Origin of the sequence: Streptomyces sp. NPDC051104 (assembly GCF_040682835.1) — a bacterium.
GTDB lineage: Bacteria > Actinomycetota > Actinomycetes > Streptomycetales > Streptomycetaceae > Streptomyces > Streptomyces cynarae.
Window position 1 is genome coordinate 167754 of sequence record NZ_JBFBBS010000007.1, and the last position, 22051, is coordinate 189804.

Genomic DNA, 22051 nt, shown 5'->3' on the forward strand with positions numbered 1-22051 from the left:
CGAACCCCCTCCGTCAGAACACCGAGTCCAGAACGTCGTATTGGCTGCCCTCAAGCAGGTGCGAGCGGGTCACGTAGGACCAGCGGGCCAGCGTCATCGCCACCAGCGGGGAGATATCCCCGTCCACGCCCTTCACCGTCCACGCGATCGTCTCGCCCGTCTGCCTCGTCTTCGCGCACGCGACAGCCAGATCCAGATGCCGGTTCGGCACCACACGGAACGACTCCTCGCGCACCGCCTCCAGCAACTGCCCGGCCGCCGCAGCCATATCCACCGCGTTCGTCACCGCCAGATCACCCGGCTGCGGAGACTCCGGATCCTCCGGCCGCTGGAACCCCGCCGCATCCAACGCCGTCTCCAGAAACGCGAACGTGCCCCGACCCATCGCCACCGCGATCGGGCCGAGCGCCTCGCGGAGCTCCACCAGCCGCGGCACCAGCCACTTCGTTCCCGGCCGGTAGTCCGCCAACTGCGTGTGCCCGAGCCCGTCCGCTCGGACGCCCCACACCTGCACCGCCGCGTAATCCCGCAGCGGAGACACATCCACAGCGACCGCCACACCATGCTCACGGTCCCGCTGCGAGTCCGCATCCATCAGCCGCGCCCACGCCGCGGCATCGATGACCGCGTTGCCCTGCGACTTCCGTGGCCACACCCCGAGCCGCTCCCGCGCAAAGCCCGCATCACCCATCGACCGGCGCTCCCGCAGCACCGCCTCCTCGCTGAGCCGGTAGCCCAGCGCCGGATTCGACGCCGCCCACAACCGCCGGTCGTCCAGGTCGATCTGATCCAAGTGGTCCAGGTCGCCCTCGATGCCCCAGTCCCGCCACCCCAGCGAATCGTCGCCGCCCGCGTCCGCACGCTCCTTCAGGGCGAACATGACCTCGCCCGAGCCGTCGTCGCCATCCAGCGGAGGTGACGACGTGTAGATGATCTGCGGGTTCGGGCGGGCCGACATCGCCGGCATCAGCGCATCCTGCTGCAGCGCGTTGTACGAGAACGCCTCGTCGATGATGTTGCAGTCACCCGAGAAGCCGCGACCCGAGCCCTTCGACCTGGCGATGAACTTGACGCGGGCGCCGGTGTCGAGGCGCTCGAACGACTCCTCGCCGTTCGTGTTGATGACCTTCACGTGCACGCCGTCGACGTCGATCAAGTTGTCCGACAGCGGCTCCCCCAGCGCCTTCACCAGCGCCTTGAAACGCCGGAAACCCTCCATCGCCGTCTTGTACTCGTGAGCGCTCCACATGATGAGCTTCTCGTCGAGCAAGAACAGGCCCGCCAGCGCCCGGCATTCAAGGATCGCGCCCTTACCGTTCTGCCGCGCGACGATCTCCCCGAACTCGAAGCAGGCCCACTTGCCGTCCTCGCGCACGGACAGCATCAGATCGATCGAATCCGCCTGCCACGGATCCAGCACCAAACCAGCCCGCCCCGCCAACTCCACAGCCTCCGAACCCAGCGAAAAAGCCCGCGGAGGCGTGCACTCAACCCTCGGCCTTCGCGCGCCTTTCAGCGATTCGCGCCGAGAGATCCGCGACACCAGAACCCCCCGCCCTCGCCGCCGGCCTGCCCGAAGCCGGGACCGAACCCTTCTGCGCCTGCCGAATCTCCGCCACAAGACCCCGAAGAGCAGTCGCCTGCTGCCGAGCCTCAGCGAGAAGCGGCCCAATCGCAGGAGATTCACCGTCGTCATCCCCGTCATCCGCCTTGACCGGCGAACACACCCGCGAGAGAATCGAGTCGAGCCAATCGAGCCGGTCAGCGAGACGGCAAGCCTCCTCCAAAAGCACCAAGTGCGCCGGAGTCAGAGAGCCCGAAGCCGTCATCTCCCGCCAGAGCCGAGAACCGCGGGAACCGAGACCAGGCGGAAACTCAGAAGCCACAATCCCCCCGATTCAAGATCACGCCCCCCCTGTGATTTTTTGCGGGGGGATAAATTTTTCAGGTGGGCGTCGGGTCAATACACCCGATAAGCAAAAAACGCGTGTAATGTCCGTTTCGCCCACCTATGGAGGCATTCACGCAGGTCAGGCGGCTGCCTGGTTCGACCATCTCCGAGCCCCAGGCCACTTGGCGATCACCTCGGGGTCGCCAAAGCGCTGAGCCGCGTAGTAGGCAGTGCCAGGTCCACTGAAGCCCAGCAAGTCGCTGATCTGCTGCCACTTCGCTCCGTCTGCCCGCATCACGGCGGCACGCACACCGTCTTCAGTTCGCAGAGCCTTCCGCTTCGGCTCACACTTGCGACATCGGCCATCTCGGAGCTTCGCGCCACATCTGCATCGAGGTGGCACCACGACAAGAGCAGCAGCGAGAGTTACGTCGTTTGCCCACAGGGTGGGCTGATGACCCAGCAGGTCAGAGCCATCCTTAGGGCGGGATAGGTTGCACGTCCGGCAGATGATCCTGACGTTGCCGATGGTGTGGGTACCACCTATGGCTATGGGGATGATGTGGTCTAGGTGCTTGCTAGTGGGCAGGCCCTGCTCGTCCGACAGGACCACAGAGCACAGTAGGCAGCGCCCGGTCCGCTTGCGTAGGGACCTTTCGTACTCGGCTGTGATGTCCGTGAACGCCAGGGGAATGCGACGCCTGTGATTCTTCCTTGTGTTGCGCGCCCTCTTGCGCTCGTTCGCACACGCCTCACAGAAGCGGCCAGCTGAAGTACTACCCCGCCGAGTAGGCGCCCCACAGTCACTACATATGAGCGGCCATCTTGGACCGCTGCAGTTCTTCTGGCTGCAAGATGCGCAGCGAACGCCACGTTCAGATCGGGGCGTGAACTCGCCACCGCAGCGAACACAGGTACGGGTTGTTAGCGGCATCGCCCTAACGGTTCCGCGAGCCACATCAGAGCAGCGCTTTGAGCAAGTCTTGGCCTTGAGCATCTTGTGGCTGATGTCGGCACCACACGCAATGCAGGCTCTAGTTGACTGACGTTTCTTGTCGGGGTGGCTACGTGCCCACCGTCGGCAGGCTTCGCTGCACCACACTCTGGGCCTTCGGCCAGTCGCCGGAGGTACCTCGCAGTCGCAGGCAGGGCACAGGGTCACGTTCTGCTCCCGGAAATGCGGAAGCCCCGAGCCGGGAGACTCGGGGCTTCCTACCTGCGGTAGCTAGCCGCAGGGTGCTGATGATGTTCGGTTAGAGAGCCGTCGTGTTGACCGTGAAGGCGGCGCGTGGGCGCCCCTTGGCTCGGGTCGTGTTGGACTTGCTGGTGTTGCAGCGCCGGTGCGCCAGTCGGCAGTTGGCGCGATCAGTTGGGGCGCCCTGCTGCCACAGTTCGACGACGTGGTCCACGGTGCGGGACATCGGGTGCGTGCGCGGTAGCTCCTGGTCCACATACTTCCCGCAGATCCAGCAGTCCGTTTCTTCGGCGAAGACCTGGGCTCGGAGCTTGTTCCATGCCGTGCCGGCGCGGCCCTTGCTGTACGCCACGGCCACCTCCGTGCGAGTGCTAGCAGGTGGGGCGCCACTGCAGGACCCAGCACCTGGTGCCGTCCTCTGCTGTGGGCTTGCCCTGCACCGCGGCCAGGTAGAGGCGTCCTGCACTGCTGGCGTACCGGCGCTGGAAGCTGTTCCGTGCAGCCCACACCACCAGCCATTGAGGCGTCCACCAGCGGCCTGCCATCAGGTACCGCACATCGGGGCGGTCAGAAGAGCAGGAGCTTTGGATGGTGCGGGCGATACCGCGGCGATGCAGCCAGCGAGCTACTCGATCCTTCACGCCGCACCTCCAGCCGCGGGCTATCCCCTGCCTCGCTGGCACCACCGGTATCCACAGTCCACCAGCGCAGGGTTGTAGTACTGGTCCACTAGGTCACCCTCTGCTGGGCTCTGCTGTAGCCCTAGCTCCTGCTCCAGCTGCCTGATGCGGTACTGCGAGGGAGCGTCATGGGTGGAGCAGCGTCGGGGTCTACGGCTGAAGGGCCACATGGCAGCAGGGTAGGCCCTACTGGGCGTCACCCTTCGAGGTCGTTCCCTGCTCCGCCTTCTGCGACTCGTACTCAGCCCGGATCTCGGCGAGGCAGACGGTGTACGGCTTGCCTGTTGCGGCCTGCCGCTCACGAGCCAGCCGCTTTTCCTTGCCGCCAGACTTAGGCACCAGCGACTCCTCGGTCAGGCCGTGTCGGCCGGGTCGGTGCCGTAGTCGCCAGCAGCGAGCCGCTCTGGCTGGCGGCAGATGTTCCAGTCGCATGGGGTGCCGGGCTCGGTGTGCCAGCACTGCACCGGCGGATCGTCCTCGTCGTCCGAGCACGGAGCTTCACCGCAGTTGCAGCACTGCTCCCCGACGCATCCGCAGCAGCGATCCGGGAGATCGTCGCCGTCCCAGGCCATGTCACTTCCCGATGTAGCTGCCGTCGGCACGCCACCATTCGATGCCCATCACGGTGACTGAGCGGCCCTCATGAGTCTCGAAGATGGGGGTCATCGTTGCCGCATCGGCGGGCGCGTCAGGGACGTACATCCGGTAGATGTACTGCAGCGCGTAGAGGGACTTCTCGCGACGGATCGCGCGCCCCGGGACCAGGCTGAGGTGCTGCTCGAAGTCGCAGTACTCGGCGAGCTCGACGGAGACGGGCAGGGCAATGAGATGTTCGAGGAACTGCGCCCGCTGGTTGCGCTTGTAGTTGACGCGCGCTTGCCCTGATCGGGTGCTCGCAGGCCGGGGCTTCGGGGGTGGCGGGTAGACGGCGGGGCGTCCGTAGGGCTGACCTGGGGTTCCGTAGTAGGCGTATTTGCGGGCCTGCTCGCGGGAGTAGCGGCGTCGATCAGAACGCGTCCAGCTCCTCGGAAAGATGATTTCCGGCATCGGCCACCTCCAAGTGCGAGCCCCGCCGTCCGGGAACGGTGCGGACGACGGGACGATCAGGCGGCGCGGGCACCCGCGGGTAGCGGCGGCGGCTTCCCGGGCTCCAGCAGTTCCCGCGTCCATTCGTCCCGCCGGGCCTTGGGCAGGTCGAACACGTTGTATCCGGCGCTCTTACCGCGCCCGGTCTTCCCGATGCGGCCTTCGGATGCCCAGCGCCAGATGGTGCCGACGGGAACGCCCGCGTAGTAGGCGGCATCCGCAGCACAGACGTAGCCGGGAGGCATCGTCACCTCCCCCGGGAAACACCGAAGGGCCACCGCGCGCGCGATGACCCTGGGGACACGTGTACTAGATTGATCGCAGTTTGCTTCGGCGCTGGTCAGCTTGTCAAGTGACCGCTGATGCAGGTGTGTCGGCTCACCACCACGACCGTGCCGTACCGACGATCGCGACGATAGCGACCAGGATCAGCGCCCACATCGCCATTCGCCGGATGAGCCAGCGGTTCAGCCGCTGCTGCTCACGGTCCAGCGCTTCATTCGCGCGCCGCCTGGCCTCGCTCGGGTCGTCGCTCATGCGGCCATTCTCCTACTGCTGGCTGGTGTTCTTGACCCACACGCCGCGGTTCTCGGTCCGCTGCTCGCGCTGGTCCACGATGGCGCCGTCGTAGTGGTGGTGGTGCACGTCCGGAGCGACGGCCTTGGCCCGCCGCACGAGCCGCCCGAGGGCGAGGACGAGGGCGGTGGGAGCGCCGAAGACGAGCGCGACGACGGTCGGGTCGGCATACCCGGACGCCCACAGGACGCTCGTCGCGGACCCCCCGACGACCGCGGTGAGAACGCTGCTCGTCAGGATCGTCGTGTTCAGGTCGACGGCCCGCTGCGACATCGGCGGCCGGCCCGGCTGCGGGACGGGCGGGGCGGTGCCGATGACGACGTCGGGGCTGGTGCCGTGGCGCTTCGCCTTCTCGATGGCGTGGTCGACGGCCGCGCTGATGACGGCGTCGGTGAGCGGGTTGGCAGCCTGCCCGGCCGCGGCAGCGGTGGGCGTCGGCTCGGGCAGGGCGGTCATGGTCGGGGTCTCCTTCGTTTCAGCGGTACTTGCGGGCGGCGGCGTCGGCGCGGCGCACTTTCGCGGCGGCGTCGTTGCGGGCTCGGCGGGCGGCCGTCTTCTCCGGGCCGCGGGCGGTACGCAGGGCGACCTCGGCGCGGGCGAGTTCGTCTTTGGCGGTGTCGAGCTGGCCGAACGCGTGGCCGGCCTCCCGCTCCCACCGTTCCTGGGCGCGGTCGTGGATGCGGTTCTGCGCGCGGTCGCTACCGCCAGCGTTCTCGTCACCAGCCGCGATGACACGGCGGGCGGCCTTGGTTTCGAGGCGGAGGAGATCGAGCTTCTCGCCGAACGTGTACCTGCCGGGCATTGGGTTCTCCTTCACGTGATCGTTTTCGGTGTTGTGAGGCTGTTCGGCCCGTCCATGGGGCCGTCCTGGGGTGCGTTTCCCCTGGTCACGGCCCGGCGTGGGGCCGTCTGGCGGGGTGGTGGGCCCGTCCTGGCCGGACGGGGTTGCGACTGCCAGGACGAACCACGGACGGGGGCATATGGGCACAAACCAGGTCGTCGGACTGGGGTTCGACGGGCCTTAGACGGCGATCCCGTACCGGTCCGCGACCGCCCGACGGACCGCGGCGAGCGGATAGACAGACACCTTGCTGCCGTCGATCTCCTGCCGCTTACGCTCCTCGTCGGTACGCGGCACCAACACGGCGAGCCGGTCCGCCGTGACCGTGTGCCCAGCCGCGTTCAGGCCCTCAAGGACCCGCGCCGCGGGCAGCAACTGGACGCCCTCAGCGGCATACAGGTCGACCAGGTCGGCGAGGATCACACCGTCATCGCCGGCGGCGCGCATCTTGTCGAGCGGCCCCATCGGCAGCGTGCCAGCCTCCTCGCGGAGGGCGTAGGCGCGCTTGAGGATCGCGTCGACCTCATCGTCGTCGTAGTAGTGCGCCCGGGCGAGCTCCGGGTCGGCGTCGCCGTCCATCAGGAACCCGACGCCCTGCTGCGACTTCAGCACCTGCTGCGCATTGAAGCCGGCCGACGCGCGGCCCTTGGTGAGGATCGTGTCCGACGCCTCCGGGGTGAGGCAGCGCATCGCCCACCGGATGCTGAGGATGTCGCGGATCCCAGTCGGAACAGAGTCCGAGTCGGGCTTTTGCGTCGCTGCGAGGGTGATGATCCCGAGGGCGCGGCCCTGCTGCACGATCAGCCGCAGCAAACGGTCAAGTTCCTGCCGCAGCTTCAGCTCGGCCATCGCGCTGTACGACGACCACTCATCGACCAACAGCACTGCAAGGCAGACCCGCGGGTCGACGGCCGCCATCTCCGCGGTCAACTTCCGCGACCCGTGCTCCTTCGCGAGAGCACGCCGCTCCGGAACCTCCACCGTCCAGACGTGTTCGAAGATCTCCAGCAGCCGCTCGGGGTCGCCGTCGGTGTCGTACATGGTGGCGATCGGCTCGAACGGGGTGACGTCGGCCCCAGCCTTACCGTCCGCGAGGTACATACGGACGGTCGGGTCGAGGGCGGCGGCGAGGAGCAGCGTGTTCGCGGCACTCGACTTTCCGGAGCCGGGCTCGCCGCCGAACAGGCCGGAGCGCTCCACCCAGTACAGGTCGACCGGCTCGCCACGCAGGTTCACGCCAGCTGGGACCGGCCGCCACAGGTTGATGCGCTCCGCGGCCAGGAGCGGCTTCGGCCCGGTCTTATCGGTGAACGGCACCGTGAGCGACACCCGCAGGTTGATACGGCCCTCGCGCTCCCCGCCGGTCTGGTGCAGCTGCTGCACGGCCACACCGAACGCCCCCGCCAGGCCCTCCCGGGCGCTGAACGCCTTCTTCGCGGGCGTCCCCGGCGGCAGATCGAACGTGACCTGCCACGCCCGGCCGTCCTTCGTGAGCAGGCACGGCGTGACCAGCTTCAGCTCATCGTCGACGCCGATGACCCTCGCGGCCCGGTACGCCTGGTTGAGCATGGTGTCGGTCATGGGGTCGCCGTCACCGATGGACAGGCGGCGCTCCTCCCAGATGCTGCCCGAGTTGGTGTGGCGCCCGATCCAGCCCAGGCCGGTAGCGACTGCGAGGGAGGCGGTGGTCAGGCCGAGCGTGCCGCCGTAGATCCCGGACGCGGTGACCGTGGCGGCAGGCATCCCGACGGACGCGACCGCACGGAACGCGATGGCACGCCGGGCCGCCGCCCGCGTCTTCTGCAGCACGTTGTGCGCGGCGATGGCCTCGTCCTTCTGCTGCTGCGCCACCGCGAGGAGCCGGTCCTTCTCCTTGCCGGGGAGCATCTTCCGGCGATACTTCCAGTTGGCGCGCTCGGCTTCCTCGGCCTGCACCTGCGCGTCTATCCGGGCGGCGTGGACGGTCGCGCCTTCCGCGCCGGCGGTCCACCGGTACACGCGGGCGACCCCGCGCCCGAGCATCGGCAGGTAGCCGTGCTCGGTCCGCTGCCGGCGGAGCCAGTGCCGGGAGTTCCGCACGGTCTGGCGGGCGGCGATCCGGCTGCGGGACTTCCACCCTTCCCGGCTCTTGATCCACTGCGGGGTGATCGGCGTATCACCGCCGAGGTCTTCACCCAGGGTGGTCTTGCCGAGGTTGGCGGGGCGGGGCTGGACGGGCTCCGTTTCCGGCTCGTTGATGTAGCCGGAGACGATGCGCTCCCACTCCGGGTCGGGGCTGCTGCTGGGGGTCGTCTCGATGCTCACTTGGTGTCCTTGTCGGCGGCGGCGTTGCGGGCGGTGATGGAGGCTTGGCGACGGGCGCCGGGCGTGTACTTCACGTCGCCCTTGGTGCGCACTCCGCGCCGCGCGGGCGGGTTGTACACGCGGGTCTTCTTCGAGCCGAGCACTTGCGAAGCGACCTGCGGTGACGATCCGCTCACAGGGCGCTTCTGGCGGGCTGCTTCGACCCTCGCCTCGGCGGCGTTGCGCAGTCGGATAATCTCCGCGGACTCGGCCGGGTCGGCGCCCTCGACATCACGGTGCGCGCGCTTCCACACGGCCTCGGTGACGGTCGTCTCGCCGAGCGCGGCAGCAATCTTCAGGGCGTGCTCCCACACCTTCGGGAACTCCCTCGCGCGCGCCTCGTCCAACTGCTTCCGCGCCTCCGCAGCAGCCTTCTCCGCGGCCTGCTTCTCAGCGGCGCGCCGCTTCTCCTCCGCGGCCTTCGCGGCAGCCTCCGCCTTGGCGGCCTTCTCCTGCGCGCGACGCTCCTTCCGCGTGAGCACGCCATCCCGCTTCCGGATCCGGCCGTGCTCGTGGAGATCCCACACGCCCGGGCCGGCGATCGACGCGAACGCCGTGCCGATCGCGGTCGCCGGATCGAAGGCTGCCATCCCGTGCCACAGGTTGATGCCAGCCGCGATGGCCGCGAGCAGCCAGGCGATCAGCCGGTAGTGCCAGTGCGGGCGGTGACTGGCCACTGCGGCGGCGGCACCCTTGAGGACGACCCACGCACCACCCTCCAGCATCAGCGGGGCGGCGATCAGCCACGGCGCACGGGGGCTCCAGAAAGCGGCCACCTGCACCGGCAGGGCGACGATCGCGCACACGATGTAGAAGGTGAGTGCGTAGGTGCGCCACCGGCTGTCCGCCTGCTCAACCTCGGCGACCTTCGCCTGCTCGGCCTTCTGCGCCTCCTCTGCTGTACGCCGTGCGGCCTCGCGGGCACGGGCGATCTCCTCACGCTTCCGCTCAGCCTCTTCGATCTTCGCGAGCTGCTCGGCCTCCTCCCGCTTGAAACGGAGCGCGGCCCGCTCGTTCGCGAGCTGCTGCTTCTCGTTCTCCAGGTGCAACTGCTTCGCCTGCTCGATCTTCAGGGCCTTCTCGCCCTCGGCTTTGATGCGTTCGGCCTCGGCGTGCTTCCGGATCGCCTCCGCCTCGGCCAGCACACGCGGATCAGGGCGCGGCTCGGCATGCGAGGCAACAGGCGACCCGTTGACCTTCTCGACGGATACGGCGGTCACGGTGATCAATCCCTTCAGGGGTTCAGGCGGTGGCGACGGGTGCGGGGCGGTGCTTCAGCCAGACGACGAGGCCGGCGAGCAGCAGGACGGGGCCGGGGATCGCGCCGATGACGACGGCCAGGCCGGCGCCAGCAAGAGCGATCGGGGCGACAGCGGCCGGCCACGCGCCGATCACGATCAGAACGGCGGCCAGGAGCGACCAGCGGAAGACGGGGTTGCGGAGCATGGCGGTGATCCCTTCCGGGAGTCGGTGGTCATCGGGGTGGTGCTGGCCAGTTCTCCGCCCACCCCGGCGTGGGGTGCCGGGGCGGACAGACAGCCGGTCAGCCGTGGAGCTTGATGTCGCAGGCGGTGACGACGTGGCCCTCCTTGCGGGCCTCACCGCGCACGAAGTCCTGGATCGCCGCCTTGGCCTGCAGTTCACCGGCCTCGCCGGGCGCGACCTCGACGGTGCCGCGGGCGTAGCCCTCTTCGCCGGTGCGGTGGTCACGGACCTTCGCGGTCCAGCCGAGCGTTGCCATGGGATGTCCTTTCGGGTTACGGGATGGGTGGTCGTGGGCGGGTTCAGGCGGCGGCGGGGAGGTGCAGGCCGCGGATCTCGTCCATCAGCGGCGGCTGGTCGGGGTGCTGCTCGTCGTGGTCGATCGCGCCGAGAACGATGTCCAGGGCGCGCTGGAAGTCATCGGCCGCACGCGCGGCCCGGTACTCGGCGAGCACGGCAACACGGGTCTGCTCAGACATGGGGTGGTTCCTCACTGGTCAGGCGGGGATGGGATGGGGTGGAGCGCCGCGGTGGCGGGACGGGGGCGGACACCGCCACCACGGCAGTCGGGGGGGTTAGCGCTGCTGGGCAGCCTGTCGGGCGGCCTCGGCAGCGGCGGCGGCCTGCTTCGCCGCCTCCATGTGCTGGCGGGTCTGCTCAGCCAGCGCCTTGGCAGCCGCGCCCTGCTCGGCGGGGCTCACCGGCCGGCCTCTTCCTCGCGGAGCTTGCGGCGCAGCCAGTCGGCGTTCCAGGTGAACGCGTCCGGCCTTTCCGCGGCCTCGCCGAGGGCCCCGTCCACACTGACGCGGGCGAAACCGGCCCGCTCGAGGATCCGCCGGTCGTAGTCGTCGACGTCGAACGGCAGCGTCAGCGCCTCCAGGACGGCGGCCAGCAACTCGCGCTCGGGGCTGCTCGGGGTCTCAGCCACCGTCACCACTTCCTTGCGGCGATCGCACGACGGCGAGCGGCCGGCTGCTGCGGCAACGGGGGCAGGTCCGGGGTGGGTTCGACGCGGCGCGTGTCCACGGGCTTCTGCTCGGCCATCACTGCACCTCGATCAGGTGCAGCTGGCCGGCGGCGGCGAGGGTCGCCTGGGAGGCGGCCATCACGTCCTGCGCGAGGACCAGGGAGTCGAACTCGGCGCCGGTCAGCTGGCGGGTGTCCATCGCCGCCGACAGCTCGACCGTCCGGGCGGACGCCACCTCGTACCGGGTGACAGCGCGGGCGATCTCCGGGGAGGCGAGCGCCAGCTCCGGGCGGTGCATCGCGTCGCGAGCGGCCAGGGGAAGGACCGCGTGGTCGGCGAGCATCTGCGCGCCGATAAGATCGGGGTTAGCCACGTGGGTCTCCTTGTCAGACCTGGTGGTGAGGGCCGGCCCGCGAGGTAGGAGTCGCGGTGTCCGGCCCGTCTTCGGTTGTGGCGGTCGTCCTCGGACCGGGGTCCGGTAGGAGTGGACGACCAAGCGCCTCAAGCTTGCGCTTGGGACGTCTTCGACGGTAGAGGGATTCTCCAGCCGCGTCAAGCGATTGCTTGATGTCGCCGGAAAACAGCCCTACTCTCAACGCATGACCGAATCCCCAGACGCGCTCCGCCGCAGACTGATCGCCGCACTCGACGCCATCAGCAACCCTGAAGAGCGCCTCGGGGAATACCTCGACATCGAAACGAAACTCAAAGACGACATCCGCATGGGCAAGGCCCACATCGCCCGGCAACTCAAAGGCGACGGCCGGACATGGGACCAAGTGGGTGAAATCTTCGGCGTCACGGGGTCACGCGCCGAACAGATCTCCCGCGGCGCAAGGTGACCAAACCGTAGCCGGGCACGCGAAAGGGCCCCGGCCGCCGATGCGGTCGGGGCCTTCGTCATGCGGCTTGGGTGGCGACGGCGAGAGCGATGAGGGCGTGGTGGCCGTAGTCGGTGCCGCAGCTTTTGCAGTGCCGGATGGGGGTGTCGAGGTGGAACTTGATGCGGGTTCCACAGGGGCAGATCGCGGAGAGCGGCCGGGGCGGGACAGCTCCGATGATCAGTGCCTCGCAGGTGCCGCGGATCATCTGGAGTTCCTCGGCGAAGCTGTTGATCGCTTCATGCCGACGGACGGCCGTGTCGAGGTTGAACCGGAGCGTGGTGACGGCCTGGTCCATGCGGTACTGGGGTCGGACGCCGTTGCAGGGGGTGGCGTAGCCGCGGCTGGCCCAGTCGCGGACCCATTCCTCCAGGTCGTTGACGAGGCCGCCGTTCGCGGAGTCGTTGAGCGGGCCCATGCGGGCGGGTATGGGTGCGCTCTTGCTGCCGGAGATACGCGGGCCCGCGCCGCGGGCGCCGGGTTCCAACTCTTCGGGGAGGGCGGCGAAGAGGCCGGAGACGAGTCGGCGTCCGCGTTTGGTGTCTTGCCAGACGGGCGGGCCGGCCAATGCGGCGAGGTTGTCGTCGATGCGGTGCTGGCAGGGGCGGCAGCAGTAGCGGTCCCATTCGTCGTCGTACAGGTCGTTGCGGCAGACGATGCAGACGGCGTCCATGGCGGGCTCCTTGGTGCGGGTGTGCGGGCGGGGCGGTGGTGCGGCTATTCGCCGTGCTTCTGCAGCGGCCAGCGCAGGTCGTCGGCGCGGCATTCGGTGACGGTCGGCCCGGCGTTGTGGGCGGGCGCGGGCGACTGGAGGGCGGCTCCGATCACGGCGTACAGCTCCGCTGTGCTGATCAGTTGCTTTCGGTGGAGGGCGGCGGCGTCCTGCACCCGCGCAATGGCGGCCTCGGCCCGTTCGGCGCGCTCCCTCACCAGGGTGGTGAGGTGGGCGGCTGCGGTGGCCGTGGCGTTGGCCTCCTGCTCGGCCTGTTCGGCGCGGTCGTGTTGCCGCATCGTCTCCTCCTCCTGCTCGGCCAGGCGGGCGCGGAGCTGGGTGCGTTCGGCGGTCAAGTTGGTGATGCGGCGCGCGCGGTCCTCGGCGGTCCGGTCGAGCCGGTCCAACTCGGGCTGTATGACGGCGAGGACGGTGTCGGCGAGGGCGTCGATGTCGTTGACGCATAGTGCGCACCAGCCGAGGTATCCGGACTCACCGGGCTGGTGGTGGCTGGGGAAGCCGAGCGCGGTGGCGGCGGCGAGCGCGCTGGGTGTGGTGCGCAGCGCCTCAGCGACCTGCTCCCGCAGCGGGCTTCGGTGGCATTTGCACCAGCGGCAGTTCGTGGCGCTGGGGTGGTGGATGCCGAGGCAGGGGCAGGTGTCGGCCTCGGTCGCTGCCTGCTCGGGCTGGTCGGTCATCGGGGCTCCGGGGTTTGGTCGGGGCGGGTGTCGATCACGAGGCTCATCTGGCAGAGGCCGAGGAGTCCTTCGGCCCAGGTGAGGGTGAGCGGCGCCTTGCCGGTGAGCATCTGGCTGAGGTGCTTTTGGCTCAGGCCGAGTTGGCGGCAGGCTTCGGCCTGGCTGACGCGGTGGGTGGCGAGGGCGCGGCGGACGTGGGCGCGGAGTTGGTCTTCGGCGGTCTGGTCGTCGGTCACGCCGCCGCCTCCTTGCTGGGGTAGGCGCGGGCGTATAGGGCGCGGACAGCGGTGCGGAGTTGGGCGGCTTCGGCGGGGAGGATCACGCCGCGTTCGGCCCGGTCGACGAGGTGCAGGAGGCGGGCGAGGGGCGCGGGTCGGTCGGTCATTGGGGGCTCCGGTCGGTTGGCGGGGCGTCGTGGCGGCTCTGAGGGGCGTTCTCGGGTTCGTCCGCACGGATCGGTGCGCGCGGGGAGTTCGGCCGCGAGAGGGGCGCTGAGGCCGTTTCTCGGCCCTCCTGCGCCCCGACGCGTCCCCGCCGTCGCTTCGCGGCCCGTCGTGCGGCCCGGTTCGCGCGCGGCTCCGCACCGTCGACGACGACCCGCTCCCCGGACCACACGAGTTCCGTCTCCCACCGCGCGCCCGGCGTCCCAGCCCGCTCGGCGCGCGGAGTCGACGACGGCCCGGTCACGTCCGCCTCCCGCTCTTCGGCCGCCCGTCAGCGCCGAGCAGCCCGTCCGCGGTGGCCTTGAGGACCGCGGCCTGCTCCAGGACGTCTTCGGGGATCTCGCCCCGGTAGCAGCGGCGCAGGATGTCCACGGTGCGGGCCGTGACACGCACCAGCGGACGACGCGCGGCGGCGGTCACGACGCCGACCCGTCCTGCTGCGCCTCGCCAGCCAAACGACGCAGCCCCTCGCTGACCGCTAGCTGCACGTAGGCGATGAGCGCGTAGGGGCCGCCGTTCTTGAGTGCCTGCTCGGCTGCCTCGGTGTTGTACGGGGTCCGCCCGGTCTGCACGTGGGCGGCAGCTTCCAGCAGCACGGCGGCCCGCTGGTCGGGCGCGGGCAGCACAGCCAGCACCGCGTCGGCGATAGCGAGGACGTCGGCTTCCTCATCGAGATCGGCGAGCGTGCCACCTTCGTTGAGGCCGCGAATGGCCTCGGCGATGCGGTCCCGCACGGCCGCCCGGTCTGCGGCAGGCGCCCGCCCGGCAGACGAGGCGGCCTTCGCGCGAACCTTCCGGCGCGGCACAGCCCCGGATTCCAGCCGCTCACGGATCGCTGCGCAGGTTTCGGCGCTCGGCGGGGTGTTGATGGCGCGGTCGTAGGCGTTGGCGCCTGCCCGCTCCTCGATCGCTTCGTGCGCGGCCTCGGGGCTCGGGCACTCCAGTCGGCTACAGGTGATGTAGCCGCCGTCGCCAAGGAACAGGCTGGCCCACCCGCAGGCGGGGCAGCGGCCTTGGACGGTGGTCATGCGGTCGGTCACGGTCATCTCCAGGTTGGTGGCTGCGCGGGGTGCGGGCGGACGACGTGGCCCCGTCATCGGGTGGCTCCTGCCGGGGTGTGGTCGGGGCAGTAGTCGCGGCCCTCCAGGTCGGTCCATCCGTCGGCGGCAAGCTGGGCGCGATGTTCGGCGGCGACCTGCTCGGGGTGGTCGTTCTGCAGGGCCGCGGTGATGGACCACTCGCCGCAGTCGTCGTGCGCACAAGTGATCTGGTGAGTACGAGGCATCGGGTTCTCCAGGCGGGTTGGTGGCTGCCCGGGGTGCGGGCAGCCAGGGGCGGACGGTCAGGCGGCGTTGATGCGGCGGGCGAGGGCGAGGGCTCGGACAACGTGGGTCGGAGTGGTGACGTTGAAGTCGCAAAAGTCGGCCGTGGCCGTCAGCCAGTCGGCGAGGGCGGCCCCGACACCGGGATGCATGGCGGCGATCAGTTCGGCGTTCGCGGAGTTGCTGACCGGCTCGTCGACCACGTAGTCGGCCGGGCCGAACTCGATGCCGGGGCCGTCGTGGATGATCCGGTCCCCGCCGTCGAGGCAGAGCCACGGGCCAGGGGTGACGTCGGGGTGGGTGGCGATGGCGCGCAGCTTCTCGGCGGCGGCCCGTAGTTCGTCGGCGGGTGTGGGCATGGTGCGGTTCCTTCCGGGCGGGTTGGGGCCCGGCCTGCGGGCCCCAGAGACGGATCAGGCGGAGGAGACGGCGGCTGGGATGGTGGCGGTGGACGACCACCAGGCGTCGCGGGTCTCCGGGTTGTCGGGGCCGGTACGGCGGGAGAAGTCCTCGCCCGCCGTGACCCGGTACTCGTAGGAGCCGTCCGGCCACGGGCCCTTGACCTCGCGGACGGTGGCGGTCCCGGAGCGGGCTGCGGGCCACTGCTGGCCGTAGTGCCGGACGCGGGTGCCGACGGGAAGCGGGTGGTCGGTCACGGTCATCTCCTGGGGTCGTTGGTACGGTCGGCGGCAGACCCCCGCCACAGCCCGGCGGGGGTCGCCTGCGGTCACGGGGCGGCCGGCTCGCGGAGTGCGGCTTCGAGGTCGGCTTTGCTGATCCGGCCGGGAGCTGCCAGCAGGCCGCGTATCCGCTTGTGCCGGGCGTCCAGCTCCCGGATGGCGTGCAGCGGCGGCAAGCCGCGGAGGCTGCGCTGTGCGGCCTCGGCCTGCCGCTGGTACTCGGCGGCGTTCCACTCGGCCAGACGCAGCCGCCGCATCAACTCCAGCAATGGCACACCGGCGTAGTCGCGGGCGAACTCGGCGAGCTCGATCGGGTTGGCGTCGGCGAGGGACAGGTCGCCGCTGTCGAAGGGGTCGCCCTCAACGGCGGGCCACAGGACGGCCCGGCATTTGACTGTCGGCTGGCCGGCGGGTGTGGGCACGGTTTCCTCCAGGCGGGCGGTCGGGCGGGGATCAACGCGCGACAGGCGCGGCAGGGGCGGTCACGGCGGCGCGTTGGCGCATGTCCTCGGCGACGGCGCAGTGGCAGTCCATCCACACGCCGTCCTGGTCCTGCGGGCTGTGGTCCGGGCAGTGGAGGACGATCTCGTCGGCCTCCGTCGTCAGGGTCTTGGCCCGCAACTCGGCGAGTTCGGCGCGGAGGCGGCGGATCTCGGCGGCCAGCGCGGGCACGTCGGTCCGGGCGTGGGCCATGAACTCGGCGTCGGCCTTGGCGCCTTCCGGGTCTTCGATGCGGAGGGTCTCGGCCTTCCACTGCTCGATGTCGAGGACGCCACAGCCGCTGCCGTAGATCTCGTGGCCGTCGGCCATCCACGGTCCGGGGGTGGCGGCGTTGGCGCGGGCTTCGATCGCGTCGAGGTTGAGGGGCGTGGTGCTCATCGGTGTGCTCCTTCGTTGGCGGGCGTGCAGGGGCGGGCGGGACGGTGATGCGGCGGGTAGGGTCCGGGACAGGCCCGGGCGCGGTAACGGCGCGCCCGGGTCGCGGTGTTCACGGGGTGGGGAAGACGAGCTTGGCGGCTGCTCCCCGACGCCGCTTCCCGCCAGTCCGGCCGGTGCGGTTGTCGTAGTCGCGCATGTAGGGCCGCATGTAGGCCGTGTTGGCGGCCTTCGACTCCTTGCAGGCGGGCAGGTTGCCGGTGCGCTGGTGCCACTGGTAGCCGCGCCGGTCACCCGAGCAGCAACTGGGCGTTGTGGGCTCCGGCTCGGGCTGGGAGGTCGGCTTGGTGGTGGGGATGGCTCGGAGTTCGGCGAGCGCACGCTGGATCGGGTCCATGTCAGTCCTCGCATTCGTGGTCGTGGCCTGCTCCGGCGCATTGGCCGCAGTCGAGGCAGGTGTCGCAGTGGGTGCAGTGGCCGCAGGGCCGTCGTGTGGGCGGCGTGCAGCCGCAGCTGGTCAGGGTTGGTGTGGGGTCGGGCCAGATGGGGAGTTCGATCTGGCCGAGACAGGGGGCGCGTTGCGGCATCGGGTCCTCCGGTGGGTGGGACGGTCAGGCGGCGGGGTCGTGGCCGTGGTGGGCGGCCGGGGCGGGGACGGGCCGGTGCAACGCGCACACGCAGCGGCCAGGCGGCGGGGTCAGGCGGCTTGGCCGTCGATGACCCGCAGTTGGGGCCGGCGCGGGCCGCGGGTCTCGGTGCCATCGAGGGCGGCTTCGAGCGCGGCGAGGTGGGCGGCCTGCTCCTCCGGCGTCCAGGCGGGTGCCGGGGCGGCGTTGCGGCGGCGGGTGGGGCGGGCTTCGCCGAACGTGCCGGTCGGCAGGGCCTCCGCCATCAGGCGCTCGTAGGGGGTCACGGCTTCGCCGCCTCGCGCTTGGCGGACTGGTCGAGCCAGTCGATCCAGCCGCACATCGCATCGTGCAACGCGTCGAGGGCCGTCGTGACTGCGGGCGGGACGTCGGTCCGTTGCAGGGCCTTGATCGCGTGATGCCAGTCGCCGACCTCCTCCAGGAGGGTGCTCGCGATGTGCTCGGCGGGCCGTTCGGCGTAGGACACCGCGGACGCGTCCGGGTCGTCCATCGAGCACATGAACATCCACGGCGTGTGGACGCCGGGGTGCGGCTTGAAGTCCGTGCTCATGCGGCGGTTTCCTCGGCTTCCTGGTAGCGGCGGGCGTGGACGGATCCGCGGGCGCGGCCTTCGTCGTGGCAGGGCGTGGTCGGTTCGACCTGGCACTCGGGGCAGCACGCGGAGGCTTGCGCCCACGCGGAGATCCGCTGCGGGTGGGGCTGCGCGAGGAGTCGGCCGGTGGAGCGCAGGCGGCACGGCCGGTGGGCGGCGGCCCCGCAGTGGGGGCATTCGACGGCGCGGGCCGGGTTCTGGGGGGCGCGCAGCGTGTGGCGGATCGACTCCGGCATCGGAGCGCCAGTACGGCGGGCGGTCATCGACGGGCCTCCATGGCGATGGCGTCAGCGACGGTGAAACCGTTGACGGTGATGTGCGGGGCGGCTTCCTTCGCGAGCTTCAGCGCGGTCTCGAGGTCGAAGCGGTGCTCGGCCAGCCACTCGTCGGTGCGCTCGGACGGGATCGACTCGTAGGACCAGGTGCCGTCGGCGCCAAGGCAGGAGCCCATGCGGATCACGGCCCACAGGCCGCGCCCCCGGTACTCGACGGCCAAGTTGAAGACGGCTCCCTCGTGGTCGTCCGGCTGGAAGCAGGAGACGACGTAACGCGTCGCCTGCACGGTGGGCTCGGGTACGGATGTCATCGGGTCTCCTCAGGCGGGCAGTTGCCGCAGTCGCAGGGCTGGTCGGGTCGGTGCTCGGTGTTGCGGTAGTGGCGGACGGCCGCATCCCAGGCGGCTTTCGGATAGCGCCAGTCGAGTGGAGGGCCGGGCGGGTGGGAGCCCTTCGGCCAGGCGCCGGGCTTGTGGCCGGGCGGGGACGTCACCGCGGGCTTCGGCTTGTCGTCGCGGCGGGACCGACCGATCGCGATCTGCGCCCGCATCAACGCCCGGAGCTCGCTACGCCCCTCGGCGCGGACCGCCTTGATGTCGTCGATCTGCAGGTTGTCGTCAGCCGGGATCTGGGAGTCGGTCACGACGCGGCCTCCCCGTCGACGATCTCCGCGTCGTGGATCTCGTCCTCGAGGCGCTCGAGCGCCCGCCGGGAGGCTTCGCGCACCCGCTGCTCCTCGGCGGCCCGCTGCTCTGCGGTGAGCTCCGACTCCCCCGAGGCGGCCCGCAGCCGGGCGCTGTGCGGCTTGGAGCGGGGCTTGCCCAGCGGCTGACGGTCGTTGCCGCCGGGCGTCTTGCACGGCCGGCCTATCGCCGCGCCGCAGGCGGGGCACTCGACGCCGAGCGGGCCGGACCGGCGGACCGTCTCGGCAAGCGACTCCTCGTCGGAGTCCGGGACGGCGCGGCCAATGCCGCCCGCCTCGAGGGCCTTGGCGACGTCGCGGTGCGGGCCGCCCTCAAGCGCCAGCGGGCCCGTGGGCGGGGCGACATGACCGGAGGCGATGGCCTGCACCTGGCCCCGGTAGCGGGCGATGTATTCGCGGACGGTCTCGTCCGGGCGCGGCTCGTACTGGAAGTTCTCCAGCCGCTGGGAGCGGATCTTCGAGCGGAGGGTACGGACGTGGTGCGGCAGGATCCACAGCTTCGCGTCCGGGTCCTTCGGCGGCGTCGAGTAGTAGGCGGCGACCGCGGCCTTGGCGTCGGCGTCGAGGGGGATGTCGTGCAGGGCGGAGGCCCAGGCGACGGCGGCTCCCTGGCTGGGCTTTCGGCCGTCGAACATGGCGCAGTGGCCAAGCAGCTCGGCTGCTTCTCGCGGGTTCATGCGGAGTCCTCGGTGTCGAAGGAGGCGGCAACAGCGGCCCAGCCGGCGAGGGTGGTGTCTGGACCAGGCAGGGGCTGGCCGGAGGCGAGGGCGATGACGTTGTTGGGCTGGTAGCTGCCGCGGATCTTGGAGAAGGCGAACTGGAGGGTGTTCGCGGTGACGGGCTTGCTGGTGTCGCCGAGCTGCTCGAGGGCGCGCCACAGCTCGCTGGGGTCCGTGTTGTTGGCGAGCGCGTCGGCGATGGTCGTGCGTACCTGGCGGCGCTTGTAGGAGTTGCCGCGGGCGAAGCGGTCGAGGAAGGCGTCGGTCATCCGGTCTTCGATGGCCCTCTCGCCCGTCTGCACGACGGCGGGGCTGCCGGACGACTGCCGGGGGGTAGGGGGGTTTCCCTTCCCTTCCCTGTTCCCTTCCTTTCCCTTCCTTTCCTGTGGTGAGCCCTCACTGAAATGTGCGTGAGCGTTCAGTGAGTCACTTTCGTACCTGGTCACAGGGTCGGGAGGCGTCGGATCGCCCTCTTCAGGGGCCGGAAGCTTGCTGTCCGTCGGACGGTTGATCCTTTGGTGCTCGCGCCAGTTCGTGACGGCGATGTACCGCTTGCGATTGAGCGTGTAGCGAGTAATCAGTGAGAGCTCAGTGAGTGCCTTCAGGTCGATCTCGATATCGGCCGCGGTGCGGTCGTCGAGGGGCCAGATCGCTGCCTTGATGAGGCGCGGATCGTCGACGCATCGGCCGGCGTCGTCGACGTGCGTCCACAACCCGATGAAGGTGAGCCGCTGCTCCGGCGTGAGGTCAGCGATCGTGAGCGAGGTGAAGAACTCCGGCTTGATCGTCCGGATGCGCGCCATGAGTCGGTCTTCCTTCAGGCGGTGTGGATAGGGGGTAAGGCGGGGCCGCCGCGCGCGGCGGCCCCGCAGGTGCGGCTACTTGGGCTGGGGGAACTTCTCCGGGTTAGCGCCACCGGGCTTGAAGGCGAGAACCTTGATCTGCTGGCCGTCGCGGTAGGCGTTCCATGCCTTGATCACGCAGGCAAGGAGCATGTCCTCGGGCACGCGCCCGGTGTTCTGGTCAGCCAGTTCGGCGCGCCTGCGGAGAGTCCAGACCGGGTGGTACTGGTCGAGATTGGCGCCGGTGCCGAGCTTGTCGAAGAACCAGGCCGCGTCCTCCGCGTGGATGCGGGAGAACAGCCAGTGCGTCAGGCCGAGGACGGAAGCAGGAAGCTTTGACGGCTTGCGGAGCGCTGCGGCGACCTGAACGGATTCGCGCACCTCCGGGTGTTCCTCGAGGAAGGTGAGGCATTCCGTGTTGGTCGGCGTGTAGGTGCCGCTGTTCCGGTAGGAACCGTGCTCCCACATCAGGGTGCGCCGGAGGATGGAGCCGAGGATGGAGGAGTTGGTCTCCCCGCGGAGGTGGAGGGCGTCGGAGAGGGACCGCTTGCGGCCAGCGTCCATCGTTTCCTGGTCCGTGTGGTCGAGGCCGGTCACGACGAGCATGCGCACGGAGACGCCCGCTTCGGTGATCGCCCAAAGCCGGTGCTGGCCGTCCAGGAGAGTGCCGTCCTTGGCGAACTTGATGGACTCGCCGTTCTCCGTCCAGTTGCCGGCCTGCATGTCGCGTGCGTATGCCGCGACAGCACGGTCACGCAGGTTACGGTTGTGGGTGTTCTGGCTGAGCCACTTCTCGGCGAGATCCGGCGTGACGTCGACGACGTTGTACGTCGGGCCTTCGGGGATGATCCCGGGTACGGTGTTCTTAGGCATTACAGCTCCTTCTCGAGGGAGTTGGCGACGTCGGTGAGGGCGTCGCTGATCTTGTGGAGGCTCGTCGCCCACCAGCGGCGGGCCTCTTCGCTTGCGTTGGCGGCGGGCAGGTTCATGGCCTGCACGAGCCGGGTGGTGTGTTCCAGGGCGCCGAGGAGTTCGGGCATCTGGTGGTGGGTGGTCTCCCGGTTCCGTGCGAACCGGTCGTCTTCGGTGAGCCGGGCGAGGCGCTCGGCGGCTCGGGTGAGGTCGCGGCCGGCGTCGGTGAACGCCTCGGGCAGCGGGCGCCGCTTGACCTTCGGCGGTTCGGGGCTGACGGGCTCGTCGATGAGTTCGGCGTCGATGACCTCGGGCTCGCGGGTGACGATGTACGTCTTGCCGTCGGTGCCGCGGATTTCAGGTGTGGTACTTGACGACACCTGAAGGTCCTTCTGCACGGTCCGCGTGCTGTTGCCTGTCGCCGCTGCGATGGCACGGACGCTGAGCCCGCTGTCTCGTAGCGACGCCACGACTTCCTGTCGCTCCTCACGCGGCAGTCGGAGGCGTGTCTCGCCGAACTCGGCGGTGCAGTAGGCGTCCCAGGTGTCGTAGCCGAGGACCGCCCAGGTGCGGCTGGTGTACGCCTCGCGGATGAGCTGCCAGGTGCCTTCGACGGCAATCTTGATGCGGTCGGTGAGGGCGCGTGCCTCTTCCCTGGTCGGCAGGGCGATCTCGTTCACGCGGTCCT

Annotated in this window: 39 protein-coding genes; 1 reads left to right on the forward strand and 38 read right to left on the reverse strand. The window is 69.9% G+C overall.

What is annotated here, in order from left to right; translation table 11 throughout:
* Positions 1-13: 13 nt before the first annotated feature.
* The 17 genes from AB0N14_RS13540 to AB0N14_RS13620 form a co-directional block, all read right to left on the reverse strand.
* Positions 14-1420 carry a hypothetical protein gene (locus tag AB0N14_RS13540; protein WP_366025803.1) on the reverse strand — a complete coding sequence of 469 codons (1407 nt, stop codon included), beginning with the start codon at positions 1418-1420 and terminating at the stop codon, positions 14-16.
* 610 nt (positions 1421-2030) lie between these two features.
* Positions 2031-2888 (reverse strand): HNH endonuclease signature motif containing protein, encoded by an 858-nt coding sequence (locus tag AB0N14_RS13545; protein WP_366025804.1) that lies wholly within the window; start codon positions 2886-2888, stop codon positions 2031-2033.
* Positions 2889-3144: 256 nt separating this feature from the next.
* Positions 3145-3438 carry an HNH endonuclease signature motif containing protein gene (locus AB0N14_RS13550; protein WP_366025805.1) on the reverse strand — a complete coding sequence of 98 codons (294 nt, stop codon included), beginning with the start codon at positions 3436-3438 and terminating at the stop codon, positions 3145-3147.
* 514 nt (positions 3439-3952) lie between these two features.
* A complete protein-coding gene (locus AB0N14_RS13555) occupies positions 3953-4105 on the reverse strand; it encodes a hypothetical protein (RefSeq protein ID WP_366025806.1) in 153 nt (50 codons plus the stop codon).
* A gap of 234 nt (positions 4106-4339) precedes the next feature.
* Positions 4340-4813, reverse strand: a complete 474-nt coding sequence (locus tag AB0N14_RS13560; RefSeq protein ID WP_366025807.1) for a hypothetical protein — start codon at positions 4811-4813, stop codon at positions 4340-4342.
* A 56-nt stretch (positions 4814-4869) separates the two neighbouring features.
* Positions 4870-5097 carry a DNA-binding protein gene (locus AB0N14_RS13565; RefSeq protein ID WP_366025808.1) on the reverse strand — a complete coding sequence of 76 codons (228 nt, stop codon included), beginning with the start codon at positions 5095-5097 and terminating at the stop codon, positions 4870-4872.
* Between the two features lie 133 nt (positions 5098-5230).
* Positions 5231-5389: a hypothetical protein gene (locus AB0N14_RS13570; RefSeq protein WP_366025809.1), complete on the reverse strand. Its 159-nt coding sequence runs from the start codon at positions 5387-5389 to the stop codon at positions 5231-5233.
* A gap of 12 nt (positions 5390-5401) precedes the next feature.
* Positions 5402-5884 carry a hypothetical protein gene (locus AB0N14_RS13575; RefSeq protein ID WP_366025810.1) on the reverse strand — a complete coding sequence of 161 codons (483 nt, stop codon included), beginning with the start codon at positions 5882-5884 and terminating at the stop codon, positions 5402-5404.
* Between the two features lie 19 nt (positions 5885-5903).
* Positions 5904-6230 carry a hypothetical protein gene (locus AB0N14_RS13580; RefSeq protein ID WP_366025811.1) on the reverse strand — a complete coding sequence of 109 codons (327 nt, stop codon included), beginning with the start codon at positions 6228-6230 and terminating at the stop codon, positions 5904-5906.
* A gap of 219 nt (positions 6231-6449) precedes the next feature.
* The gene (locus tag AB0N14_RS13585; protein ID WP_366025812.1) at positions 6450-8573 is read right to left on the reverse strand and encodes an FtsK/SpoIIIE domain-containing protein; all 2124 of its coding nucleotides are present in this window, start codon (positions 8571-8573) and stop codon (positions 6450-6452) included.
* On the reverse strand, positions 8570-9832 hold the full coding sequence (locus AB0N14_RS13590) for a hypothetical protein (RefSeq protein ID WP_366025813.1): 1263 nt from the start codon (positions 9830-9832) through the stop codon (positions 8570-8572). The genes AB0N14_RS13585 and AB0N14_RS13590 overlap by 4 nt, the downstream gene beginning before the upstream one ends.
* A gap of 22 nt (positions 9833-9854) precedes the next feature.
* A complete protein-coding gene (locus AB0N14_RS13595; protein WP_366025814.1) occupies positions 9855-10058 on the reverse strand; it encodes a hypothetical protein in 204 nt (67 codons plus the stop codon).
* Between the two features lie 97 nt (positions 10059-10155).
* Positions 10156-10353 carry a hypothetical protein gene (locus tag AB0N14_RS13600; RefSeq protein ID WP_366025815.1) on the reverse strand — a complete coding sequence of 66 codons (198 nt, stop codon included), beginning with the start codon at positions 10351-10353 and terminating at the stop codon, positions 10156-10158.
* Between the two features lie 43 nt (positions 10354-10396).
* On the reverse strand, positions 10397-10573 hold the full coding sequence (locus AB0N14_RS13605) for a hypothetical protein (protein WP_366025816.1): 177 nt from the start codon (positions 10571-10573) through the stop codon (positions 10397-10399).
* A 96-nt stretch (positions 10574-10669) separates the two neighbouring features.
* Positions 10670-10795, reverse strand: coding sequence for a hypothetical protein (locus AB0N14_RS13610; RefSeq protein ID WP_366025817.1), 126 nt, complete (start codon positions 10793-10795; stop codon positions 10670-10672).
* The gene (locus AB0N14_RS13615) at positions 10792-11022 is read right to left on the reverse strand and encodes a hypothetical protein (protein ID WP_366025818.1); all 231 of its coding nucleotides are present in this window, start codon (positions 11020-11022) and stop codon (positions 10792-10794) included. Before AB0N14_RS13615 ends, AB0N14_RS13610 begins: the two co-directional genes overlap by 4 nt.
* A gap of 115 nt (positions 11023-11137) precedes the next feature.
* Positions 11138-11434 carry a hypothetical protein gene (locus tag AB0N14_RS13620; protein ID WP_366025819.1) on the reverse strand — a complete coding sequence of 99 codons (297 nt, stop codon included), beginning with the start codon at positions 11432-11434 and terminating at the stop codon, positions 11138-11140.
* A gap of 226 nt (positions 11435-11660) precedes the next feature.
* Between AB0N14_RS13620 and AB0N14_RS13625 the strand changes: the two genes are divergently transcribed.
* Complete coding sequence (locus tag AB0N14_RS13625; RefSeq protein ID WP_366025820.1) at positions 11661-11903, forward strand: hypothetical protein; 243 nt, start codon at positions 11661-11663, stop codon at positions 11901-11903.
* Positions 11904-11961: 58 nt separating this feature from the next.
* Here AB0N14_RS13625 and AB0N14_RS13630 read toward each other — a convergent pair whose 3' ends face one another.
* From AB0N14_RS13630 to AB0N14_RS13730, 21 genes are all read right to left on the reverse strand, one after another.
* The gene (locus AB0N14_RS13630) at positions 11962-12615 is read right to left on the reverse strand and encodes a hypothetical protein (RefSeq protein ID WP_366025821.1); all 654 of its coding nucleotides are present in this window, start codon (positions 12613-12615) and stop codon (positions 11962-11964) included.
* 44 nt (positions 12616-12659) lie between these two features.
* Positions 12660-13352 carry a hypothetical protein gene (locus AB0N14_RS13635; RefSeq protein ID WP_366025822.1) on the reverse strand — a complete coding sequence of 231 codons (693 nt, stop codon included), beginning with the start codon at positions 13350-13352 and terminating at the stop codon, positions 12660-12662.
* Positions 13349-13588 (reverse strand): helix-turn-helix transcriptional regulator, encoded by a 240-nt coding sequence (locus AB0N14_RS13640; RefSeq protein ID WP_366025823.1) that lies wholly within the window; start codon positions 13586-13588, stop codon positions 13349-13351. Before AB0N14_RS13640 ends, AB0N14_RS13635 begins: the two co-directional genes overlap by 4 nt.
* Positions 13585-13737 (reverse strand): hypothetical protein, encoded by a 153-nt coding sequence (locus AB0N14_RS13645; RefSeq protein ID WP_366025824.1) that lies wholly within the window; start codon positions 13735-13737, stop codon positions 13585-13587. Before AB0N14_RS13645 ends, AB0N14_RS13640 begins: the two co-directional genes overlap by 4 nt.
* 298 nt (positions 13738-14035) lie before the next feature.
* A complete protein-coding gene (locus tag AB0N14_RS13650) occupies positions 14036-14215 on the reverse strand; it encodes a hypothetical protein (RefSeq protein ID WP_366025825.1) in 180 nt (59 codons plus the stop codon).
* Positions 14212-14841 (reverse strand): hypothetical protein, encoded by a 630-nt coding sequence (locus AB0N14_RS13655; protein ID WP_366025826.1) that lies wholly within the window; start codon positions 14839-14841, stop codon positions 14212-14214. Before AB0N14_RS13655 ends, AB0N14_RS13650 begins: the two co-directional genes overlap by 4 nt.
* 47 nt (positions 14842-14888) lie before the next feature.
* Positions 14889-15080: a hypothetical protein gene (locus tag AB0N14_RS13660; RefSeq protein ID WP_366025827.1), complete on the reverse strand. Its 192-nt coding sequence runs from the start codon at positions 15078-15080 to the stop codon at positions 14889-14891.
* 57 nt (positions 15081-15137) lie between these two features.
* Positions 15138-15476: a hypothetical protein gene (locus AB0N14_RS13665; RefSeq protein WP_366025828.1), complete on the reverse strand. Its 339-nt coding sequence runs from the start codon at positions 15474-15476 to the stop codon at positions 15138-15140.
* A 54-nt stretch (positions 15477-15530) separates the two neighbouring features.
* Complete coding sequence (locus tag AB0N14_RS13670; RefSeq protein WP_366025829.1) at positions 15531-15773, reverse strand: hypothetical protein; 243 nt, start codon at positions 15771-15773, stop codon at positions 15531-15533.
* 71 nt (positions 15774-15844) lie between these two features.
* On the reverse strand, positions 15845-16219 hold the full coding sequence (locus AB0N14_RS13675) for a hypothetical protein (RefSeq protein WP_366025830.1): 375 nt from the start codon (positions 16217-16219) through the stop codon (positions 15845-15847).
* Between the two features lie 31 nt (positions 16220-16250).
* Positions 16251-16676 (reverse strand): hypothetical protein, encoded by a 426-nt coding sequence (locus AB0N14_RS13680; protein WP_366025831.1) that lies wholly within the window; start codon positions 16674-16676, stop codon positions 16251-16253.
* Between the two features lie 109 nt (positions 16677-16785).
* On the reverse strand, positions 16786-17070 hold the full coding sequence (locus tag AB0N14_RS13685; RefSeq protein ID WP_366025832.1) for a hypothetical protein: 285 nt from the start codon (positions 17068-17070) through the stop codon (positions 16786-16788).
* 300 nt (positions 17071-17370) lie between these two features.
* Entirely contained in the window at positions 17371-17586 is a 216-nt protein-coding gene (locus AB0N14_RS13690) for a hypothetical protein (protein ID WP_366025833.1), read from the reverse strand.
* Entirely contained in the window at positions 17583-17870 is a 288-nt protein-coding gene (locus tag AB0N14_RS13695; RefSeq protein WP_366025834.1) for a hypothetical protein, read from the reverse strand. The genes AB0N14_RS13690 and AB0N14_RS13695 overlap by 4 nt, the downstream gene beginning before the upstream one ends.
* Positions 17867-18175, reverse strand: coding sequence for a hypothetical protein (locus tag AB0N14_RS13700; protein WP_366025835.1), 309 nt, complete (start codon positions 18173-18175; stop codon positions 17867-17869). Before AB0N14_RS13700 ends, AB0N14_RS13695 begins: the two co-directional genes overlap by 4 nt.
* Positions 18172-18498 carry a hypothetical protein gene (locus AB0N14_RS13705; protein ID WP_366025836.1) on the reverse strand — a complete coding sequence of 109 codons (327 nt, stop codon included), beginning with the start codon at positions 18496-18498 and terminating at the stop codon, positions 18172-18174. Before AB0N14_RS13705 ends, AB0N14_RS13700 begins: the two co-directional genes overlap by 4 nt.
* Positions 18495-18830, reverse strand: coding sequence for a hypothetical protein (locus AB0N14_RS13710; RefSeq protein ID WP_366025837.1), 336 nt, complete (start codon positions 18828-18830; stop codon positions 18495-18497). The genes AB0N14_RS13705 and AB0N14_RS13710 overlap by 4 nt, the downstream gene beginning before the upstream one ends.
* A complete protein-coding gene (locus AB0N14_RS13715) occupies positions 18827-19567 on the reverse strand; it encodes a hypothetical protein (protein ID WP_366025838.1) in 741 nt (246 codons plus the stop codon). Before AB0N14_RS13715 ends, AB0N14_RS13710 begins: the two co-directional genes overlap by 4 nt.
* Complete coding sequence (locus AB0N14_RS13720) at positions 19564-20412, reverse strand: hypothetical protein (protein ID WP_366025839.1); 849 nt, start codon at positions 20410-20412, stop codon at positions 19564-19566. The genes AB0N14_RS13715 and AB0N14_RS13720 overlap by 4 nt, the downstream gene beginning before the upstream one ends.
* A gap of 75 nt (positions 20413-20487) precedes the next feature.
* Positions 20488-21324, reverse strand: coding sequence for a hypothetical protein (locus AB0N14_RS13725; RefSeq protein WP_366025840.1), 837 nt, complete (start codon positions 21322-21324; stop codon positions 20488-20490).
* Positions 21324-22043 carry a hypothetical protein gene (locus tag AB0N14_RS13730; RefSeq protein WP_366025841.1) on the reverse strand — a complete coding sequence of 240 codons (720 nt, stop codon included), beginning with the start codon at positions 22041-22043 and terminating at the stop codon, positions 21324-21326. The genes AB0N14_RS13725 and AB0N14_RS13730 overlap by 1 nt, the downstream gene beginning before the upstream one ends.
* Positions 22044-22051: the final 8 nt, after the last annotated feature.